The 8,110-nt window shown below is 50.8% G+C and carries 9 protein-coding genes; 6 read left to right on the top strand and 3 right to left on the bottom strand.

All coding sequences use genetic code 11. From position 1 onward, the window contains the following. Window positions 1–370: 370 nt before the first annotated feature. The 4 genes from tnpA (at window position 371) to AC2A1E_RS23525 (ending at window position 3,829) form a co-directional block, all read left to right on the top strand. Window positions 371–610 carry an IS66 family insertion sequence element accessory protein TnpA gene (gene tnpA / locus AC2A1E_RS23540; RefSeq protein ID WP_484385763.1) on the top strand — a complete coding sequence of 80 codons (240 nt, stop codon included), beginning with the start codon at window positions 371–373 and terminating at the stop codon, window positions 608–610. 500 nt (window positions 611–1,110) lie between these two features. After that, window positions 1,111–1,803, top strand: a complete 693-nt coding sequence (locus AC2A1E_RS23535) for a contractile injection system protein, VgrG/Pvc8 family (protein ID WP_484385762.1) — start codon at window positions 1,111–1,113, stop codon at window positions 1,801–1,803. Between the two features lie 417 nt (window positions 1,804–2,220). Next, window positions 2,221–2,937: a MucR family transcriptional regulator gene (locus tag AC2A1E_RS23530; RefSeq protein WP_484385764.1), complete on the top strand. Its 717-nt coding sequence runs from the start codon at window positions 2,221–2,223 to the stop codon at window positions 2,935–2,937. Between the two features lie 94 nt (window positions 2,938–3,031). Continuing rightward, window positions 3,032–3,829: a hypothetical protein gene (locus AC2A1E_RS23525; RefSeq protein WP_484385761.1), complete on the top strand. Its 798-nt coding sequence runs from the start codon at window positions 3,032–3,034 to the stop codon at window positions 3,827–3,829. A gap of 417 nt (window positions 3,830–4,246) precedes the next feature. Here AC2A1E_RS23525 and AC2A1E_RS23520 read toward each other — a convergent pair whose 3' ends face one another. The 3 genes from AC2A1E_RS23520 to AC2A1E_RS23510 form a co-directional block, all read right to left on the bottom strand. Continuing rightward, complete coding sequence (locus tag AC2A1E_RS23520; RefSeq protein ID WP_484385760.1) at window positions 4,247–5,104, bottom strand: hypothetical protein; 858 nt, start codon at window positions 5,102–5,104, stop codon at window positions 4,247–4,249. Between the two features lie 124 nt (window positions 5,105–5,228). Next, a complete protein-coding gene (locus AC2A1E_RS23515) occupies window positions 5,229–5,675 on the bottom strand; it encodes an IrmA family protein (protein ID WP_484385759.1) in 447 nt (148 codons plus the stop codon). A gap of 44 nt (window positions 5,676–5,719) precedes the next feature. Further along, on the bottom strand, window positions 5,720–5,947 hold the full coding sequence (locus tag AC2A1E_RS23510) for a hypothetical protein (RefSeq protein ID WP_484385758.1): 228 nt from the start codon (window positions 5,945–5,947) through the stop codon (window positions 5,720–5,722). Between the two features lie 415 nt (window positions 5,948–6,362). On the opposite strand from AC2A1E_RS23510, the gene AC2A1E_RS23505 reads away from it, so the two are divergent. Both AC2A1E_RS23505 and AC2A1E_RS23500 read left to right on the top strand, forming a co-directional pair. Further along, window positions 6,363–7,244, top strand: a complete 882-nt coding sequence (locus tag AC2A1E_RS23505) for a GTPase family protein (RefSeq protein ID WP_484385757.1) — start codon at window positions 6,363–6,365, stop codon at window positions 7,242–7,244. Window positions 7,245–7,342: 98 nt separating this feature from the next. Next, a partial coding sequence (locus AC2A1E_RS23500; RefSeq protein WP_484385756.1) for a hypothetical protein occupies window positions 7,343–8,110 on the top strand: 768 nt, incomplete at its 3' end.

Below are 8,110 nucleotides of genomic sequence, written 5' to 3'. Positions count from 1 at the left end.
GTAACTATTTATTTTACGAAAGTATATATTTAGGATGACTAAGTCATTCATTGTGTGAATATTTCATTTGACATTAATTGGATATTTATATTTATAATCCATCCCAATAGGCCCTATACACAAAATAATTTGAGTTGCTTGTAGGCGGCAACTGAGTGAAGCCCTAGGAGCATAGATAACGATGTGACTAGGGTGAACGAAGGAAGCCAACACCCAAGCAACGTAAGCGTCCGGTGATCTTATATTGCTAGTAAAACTCTGTTGCCACATGCTGCCTTCATTCAATACAACGAACCTGAGGCAAAATATGGCAAAACAGTATTCTCACAGTGAACGGCAACAACATCTCGACACCTGACAATAGAGTGGATTGTCTAAAAAGCACTATTGCCGACAGCATGACCTGAACCCGGTCACCTTTTATTACTGGCTAAAGCATCATCGCGATGACGTTACCCTGGCCGTTCCCGCTGCCTTTATTCCTGCGCGCCGAATGATACCTGAGAATAATGACGCCGATACCGTGACGCTCAACCTCCCCAACGGCTATTCAGTCAGATGTCTTCCCGCTCAGTTGCGCGCCGTTATGCAGGCCTTGTCCCTATCTTAACGCCGCCGCAAATCTGGCTGGCGCGGGAGCCCGTCGATATGCGTCGAGGCATTGATAAGCTGGCCAGATTATGTTTGCAGTGGGGACATGCAGTGTTACCCAACCAAACCTTAACATTTCAAGTATTTCGTTATTTTTTTCTCCTATGCCGTGTGCTATTTTTAGCCATCTCTTTATATGGTTAATTTTTATTAATCAAAAATAGACTGGATAAGGACAATCCCGTGGCGCTGGCAGGCAGCCTGCTGCAAGACACCTCGTACTCGCTCACAACGCCTGAGGATTAGGCGACCCACCACTGGGTATTGGGTTTGCGGGTTCGACAGACCTTTGTCATGAGCCACCATCATTTAGGGAAAGAAAGATGAGCATTCAGGACTAGGCTGTGTCCCTTAACCTCCCTACACGGCAAAAAGTGCTTTAGTAATCATTTCCAAAATGTGATTTTTGGTTGAGTGTTGAGCGTTTTTAGGGCGTCCTTTATCGCTTAAGAGTGTTTTTTGCACAGTTATAACAATGCTGATCTGTACAAAAAACAGTTACGGGACACAGCCTACATTCTGGCTGGCAGTAAATTACCGATCCATAACCATTATCAACTGCGCTTCCCAAACCTTGAGTCCAAACAGCCGGGCATCGGGATTTCAGTGCTCAGATTCTCGGGTGTTGAAGCCATCAGCACCATTCTGCGTTACGAGATTGAATTTACCAGCACCACCAAAGATATCCCCGCGCAACCTATCATCAACTATTCCGCCCTGTTTCTGATGTACCCCGACGGTAAACCGTGGGAGTCGGTCAAACCGCGTATTCTGCCGGGCGTGATCACCCAGTTTCGTCAGTGTGGCACCTCTGCGGATGAAACCCGCTATGTCGTCACCCTGGAACACCGTCTGGCCCGTTTAACCCACGGCGCAAATAACGCAGTCTACCAGAATGACAGTATCATCAGCATGACGGAGGATACCTTCCTGCGTTCTAACATGGACAGGCTGGATTTCCGGTTCGCGCTCCATGACCAGTACCCCCTCAAACCCATTATGATCCAGTTCGGTGAGAGTGAATACGCCCATATCGCCCGCCGCTTGGCCGACAGCGGCGTGTCTTATTATTTTGAGTACGACGAAGAGAACAACTGTGACGTGATGGTATCTATTGACGTTCGTTCTGCGACGGTCTGCGAGGTCTCGTAACGTGGCCCCAGTACGGAGGCCGCATGAATATGTGCGGCGTGACCCGAAGTTAAAGCTTTGTTTGGGTCGGAGTGCGGCCCGATCGTGAGCTTGAGACAACGCGGATTGGAGCAAAAGTGTGCAGCCCGACGGGTAAGCGCTAGTTTCGTGGCTACTTTGAAGTCGTCCCTCTTGGTCACTCCCAACCTCTCTGTTTGATATGAATTATTTTCCCCAAATATTATCGCGTCGTAGGAGCGAAAGCACTGACCAATGCAGTTAAGTGTGATCGCGCCGGAGCCTTGTTATCTATCCCAACTGGTTCTGCTACAACGCGGTTTTGAAGGCTCAGAACAATTCAGTTCGCAACCCGAGATAGCGGTCTTTGAGCTGTATGGGCACAACGAAACTTGCTTGCCATTGCGATCGCTCTGCTGAATCGCCGACCTTGGCAGGGTAGCGGTCACCTGTGCCGAAGACGCCTGGGCACACCATAATCATGAGTACGTGCAATGCCTGGAATGCGGCAGAATGTTCTCTTCGCTGGGTCCCCATCTGCGGATGGTGCATGGCATGCAGGCGATAGAATACCGTGAAAAGTGGCAGATCCTGAAAAAAATCCCGTTATCCGGTTTCGCCAACCGCCGCCGTCACCGTGATTATATTAACCATCAGATCGCCATCGGTGCAGTAGACCCCTATGAACTGGCAGGGTTGATGCAGGAGGCCAACCGTCAGCAACCAAAGGCAAAGCCGTTTAAAACCCAATACGAGCTTGAGGGCTCCCGTCAGAGTAGGCTGGAAAGGCAACCCTGGCATATTTCACCGGCGATAAAAATCGTCGATGAATCGGTGAAACTTGCGGCAACCCAACGCATGCAGCAACGGCATCAGACGGGGGGGCCGCCAAGTCCATTGCCCACGCATTCGGGGTGTGGCCTAATACGGTCTATGTCTGGGAGAAGCAATTTACGCCGGAGAATGGCGCAGATCCAGGAGAAGAGTGAAAACCATTGCCCGCGAAAGACGGTATCACCTTGCCTGCCATACTTCGCCCTCAGAAACTACCGTGATTCATTATACGACAATCCTTTTTTGGATAGTCTCTTAGTGTTTTTCCGTGAGGCCAGGTTATTATGCCTGTGTGACTTCTAAGATCACAGAATAAAATCAATCGATTGAAAAATAATAATATTTAAACGATAAGTTATGCATAATCGTTAATGTGATTAACAGGTGGATAATAAGCATGGGTGACCGTATAACCTTTAATATTCGTACTCTAGAGACTTTACTCGTGCTGGATGAGTATAGTAAATCACAAGGGATCTCCCGTTCGCAGGTTATTGCCACCTTGCTGGACGCCACTGTACCTATCCTGAAAGATGTTAATCGCTATTACCAGCTTGCAGATGCACTGAACACACGATTGTTATCCGGTGTCTATCGGCAGGATTTACCGCAAAGACGCAATGTTGTCGCCGCTGAGAAGTACTGTCTGGAGCTTTGGGAAAGTAAGCTACAGGCAAGTAAAGGTTATGACTTTGACAGTGTCAGTGGTGTGATGCATGTTCGTGAGCGGAAGCGACATCATCGTCGGGATAACGCTATCGGCAAGGTGGAAAGCCGACACATCAAAGATCTCTGTCAATCGCTTCTGGAAAAGTCAGGGCCGGATGCCCGTTATGCCTGTTTCATTTACACGGAAAGGATAATCTTTATCGATAAGGAACAGCAAGAGGAAGCCTCTTCACCGATAAAACTGGCTGCGGGGAATGCGACCATTTTGCTGGTCAAAGATGTCGTTTATGACGAGTTCTTTTTTGATCTTGCCGGGGCCCTGTTTATCAGCGTGGTTGATCTGATGTCTTTCGGCACGAAAGGTATTCCAGAGACAACAAAAGACCCACGGATATACTGCTGGATACCTGTTTTGTTCAGCGGTCATAACGCTGTGATTGTGCCCGTTTATCGGATCAACTCTCTGACGGGACCGACACTGAAAAAACCAGAAAAGGTTACTGTTGTTTATAGTGCGAAAAAATAATCGTCAGACACGGAAATTCTCTCGTATACCAAAGCCAAGCCAAGATGCAGGTTACCGATGTGAAAGGTCAACAGGTTGCAGTTATTTATGCTTGAGATTGTAAATAGCTATCTGACGTTATCGAGGGATGCTGAAATTTTACACATGCAGTATTTGTGAACGGGTGAGCACCGTCTTTTGGGGGAGAGAAATGCGTGCAACGCTCATATTGCCCCTGAAGTTGCTGTGCCAGACCTCCGCTGGCACAGCAGGTGCTTCCCTTTAGAAGGTATACCACACGCCCAACAGCACATTGTTCGACGTCACGGAGACCTTCGCCGTTTTACTGTCATCTAGCGGAGGGGGTAATTCGCAATCTTCCCCGCATCCACATTACGATAACTGAGGTCCAGACTCAACGCTGCCCATGATGGCCGTTTATTTGTCCTGAGGCGGCTGACAACGTTCATCGTTCAACATCCCCTTGGCACTGCCTGGATCTACCCTGAAGCTTTCTGGCAGTTTTCCATCGGCAGTGACATCAATACGGGTGGCGGTGGTGATCGCCTTGAACAGCGAGCTCCACTCCGCCACCTTGGCGTCGGTATCATCAGGAACAACATAACTCACCTTGTCTATCGTCAACGTGATGCTGCTACCTAAGTATGAATCAAAGTGTGATGTAAATCTCATCCAGGTCGGTATGGATGATACTGTGGAGCAGTTTACCTCCAGAACCTTGCTCTTATCGTGATTTCCCAGCGAATAGATATTCCCCTTGTCCAGCGCCCACCTGCTCACATAATTTTTTCTGTTAAGTTCCTCTGCTGCTTCCCTTTCTTTCGCGGCTGTGGCCTTGGCCTTTTCCCACGATGGCTTGTTCGGCCCGGAGAACTCTTTCTGTAACGACCAGTAGCCTATCGGATACTGCTTGACCAGCGTTCCCCCCACTCCGATGTCGACAGAGAGATATTGCCCGTTGTGGTAGGTGCCTTCCACGATATACCCGTTGGGGCTACAGGTGCCGGTATCAAGCTGTTTATAGGAAGCACTATCACGCTCCGTGATGTATAAATCCCCTAATGCGCACCCGCTTTTGGATTGGCGGTTGACCAGCGCCACATAGTGACGGGTTTTGGCGATAACGGCACACTGCTTGCTGTCCTGCCCGCACCGTTCCCACAGCGTGGTCTTGGTATCATCGGTAAATTCCCAGATCGTGTTGGCAGGCGGTGCAGAGGCGTAAGCGTTACCTGCGAGCATACCCACGGCAATGGCGGTGGCGATCCTGTTCATAGTGATATCCCCTGGTTGATAAGGTTGATTGCCCGCTGGCACGCTGAATGACGTGATTGGGCTGATACCACACCGGCTTTCGTTCCACTGTGGGAAGCCAGTGCAGCGACGGCGAGGTTTTTGCCTATTCTTTTCCCGCTATATTGACGGTAAAGGGCTTGAAGTCGCGGGAGCCCAGCTCGCTGAGGGGGATCACTCGCTGTTTACCGTTTACGGTCTCGGTCACACGGGTGATGTTGATAATCAGGTTGTCTTTACAGTAGTCTTCTCCAATAAGCTGCGCGGTCTGGTAGCGTGTGGCTTCCGAGTCACTGAACGGCTCGACCTCAAGGGTGTCGCTATCCAGCCGTTTCCCGGATTTATCCAGCACATCGACAGTAATCTCCAGACGACCAATGCCCCGCCCACTGCCATCGCTTCCACCCCCATCCAGGGTGAAGGTCGCCGCGCACATCCCCTGATTGGCCCAGACCGTATCGGAATGCCAGAGTTCAATCACCGCCCCTGACGGCAGCGACAGGGCAGACAACCCCACCAGCAGGGCCGTATTCACTAACGCTTTTCTTATCACTGTTTTTTCCTCTTTAGCATGTCACACGTTGAGGGGGGGACCTTTCATCGCCTAGATTTGGACATCATGACAATGATCCAGTAACCCGCGAGCAGCCCCAGGGGGATCCCCACAAAGGGGGTAACGACCACGCTGGTAAATCCGGCCACTGCGCCAAACCCCAGCACCGGTGCCACTATTCTGATGAGGGTGATGATAATCACGCTGCCGACTTTGGATTTGTGTAACACGATGATGATCAGTACTAAAAATATCGCCGCGATAAATGGCATGGTTCCCTCTCTGGAAGACTCAACCCTCACTCCGCAAGGCATCTGAGCACTCACGTGTTCAACGCCTTGTCCTTATCGTCATAACCTCAGTAACCCGTTATGAATTAATGACAATTCTTCTTTTCCCTGGTGTGGCCAATAAACCAATTAATAGAATATAACGATCGATAATCTAACATCGATCGTTTGTAACGATCAATATTGATAGTTATGATGGGTGAAAAACAGACGAATAGGGGGGCAACAGGCCATTTCGTCTCACCGCCCTGAGGGGCGGATTAACCCCTTACCAGGCAGGACGCTGAGTACGAATGAAAATAATTTCAGACAGATATTATCCCCCTGACAACCGCAGCGACGGTGGCGAACCAACGCGTTCACTGCCGTCGTTTCATTTTCTGTTTTGGGGAGCTGTATGAATAAACAAGACGGTATACAGGCCATCAGCCAGTCTCTGACGACGCTGCCTTCGTCGGTCTCTGACACGATATTGCGGCATATTGGCCACCTTATCGATTACACACCGGTGATTGGCATCATGGGTAAAACCGGCGTGGGGAAGTCGTCTCTGTGCAATGCGTTGTTCCGGGGCAAGGTTACTGCCGTCAGCGCGGTTTCCGGTTGTACGCGTGAACCGCAACGTCTGACCTTGAGCCTGGGTCAGCATGCCCTGACGCTGGTCGACCTGCCGGGTATTGGGGAAAGTGTCGAACGGGATGAGGCGTACCACGCGCTTTACCAACAATTACTGCCTGAACTCGATTTTATCCTCTGGGTGCTGAAAGCCGATGACCGTGCCCATACCGCCGATGAAACCGGCTATCAGGATATTACTCAGCGTGGGGGATTCAACCCGGCCCGCCTGCTGTTTGTGCTCAATCAGGCCGATAAAATCGAGCCTTGCCGGGAATGGGACAGACACCACTGTCAACCTTCCCCCACCCAGTGGGCCCATCTGCAGGAAAAATGCCGGGCCGTGGCCAGCAGTCTGTCTTCCGTCCATCCGGTTATACCGGTCTCGGTACAGGAAGGGTACAACCTGACGGCATTGGCCGAGGCACTGGTACAACATCTGCCCAGGCAAGCCAGCAGCGCGGTCGCCCGCCAGTTAACGCACCGTTATAAAACCGGCACCGTAGTTGATCGCGCACGCCAGGATTTTGGCGAGAGCGTAGGAGACGTGTTTGACCGTGTGGCTGATGCCGTTGGCATGCCTACGGTAGTGCGCACCCTGCTCGCCAGCGTCAGGAATACCGTGATGTCCATCGCCCGTGCCGTCTGGGGGCTCCTCTTTTGACAGCCTCCCCCCCCAAGGTGTTCTCAGGAGCATCGCAGTAGAAGTGCAACACAACCCATTGTCATTACATCATAAAAACCTCAAAGGAAGTCATTATCATGCCAAAAATCACTTTTCCCCTGTTGCTGTCTCTCCTGCTGACAGGGTGCGGTGACAATCTTGTGAAAAAGCTGGAGAACACCAAGGTCCCGCGAAACGCCCAATATACCTACGGTCAGGTGTTGAATCACCGCGAGATGTGCCAGAAAACCACCTGGGAAAAAATCCAGAATGACGATGATGAAGACGTCATCAGGGTCATCTACCACTGCGTGCTGAAACCAGGCAAAGAGAAGTACGCCTACTCGGAGCAAGAAGCCAAAAATCGCCATACCGCCATGTATGACGAAAAGATGGCCAGTTACCAGGCCGAAAGACAGGGAAAGCTTGAGGAGTATCAGCAGACGGTGCTGGCGGAAAAAAACCGCCTGAAAAACCTGCAGGATTTCATGGGCGAAGGGAGGTTGGACTGGCACTTTCTGGCCGACAACCTGAGCCGTAATCCCGATGTTGACGCCCTGATTTTCCGCGCCGTAGACAAGGTACTGATACTCGGCGTCATCAGCGGTCGATTCATTGATGATTTCCCGTGGCGGCTTGACAGTGAACCCGAGATGACCTGGGTATTTTCACGGGCGGATACACTGGGGCCGCTGGAGTATCTGCGCCAATCGGAGAATTTTATCAGCACGGCGGAAAACGCCAGCGACCTGTCCAACCCGGTGATAAAAAGGCTGATGGAACAAAAAGCCCGCTACATTGACGTGTGTGCCCGCCGTCAGGCCGAGTACCGTGAAAATAACCGCCAAGCCCAGGTTCTTGACAGT

This window comes from Serratia sp. HNCC26DJ206, assembly GCF_057180605.1.
Note: the sequence above shows the minus strand (reverse complement) of the source record. Positions and strands in the feature narration are given on the sequence as shown.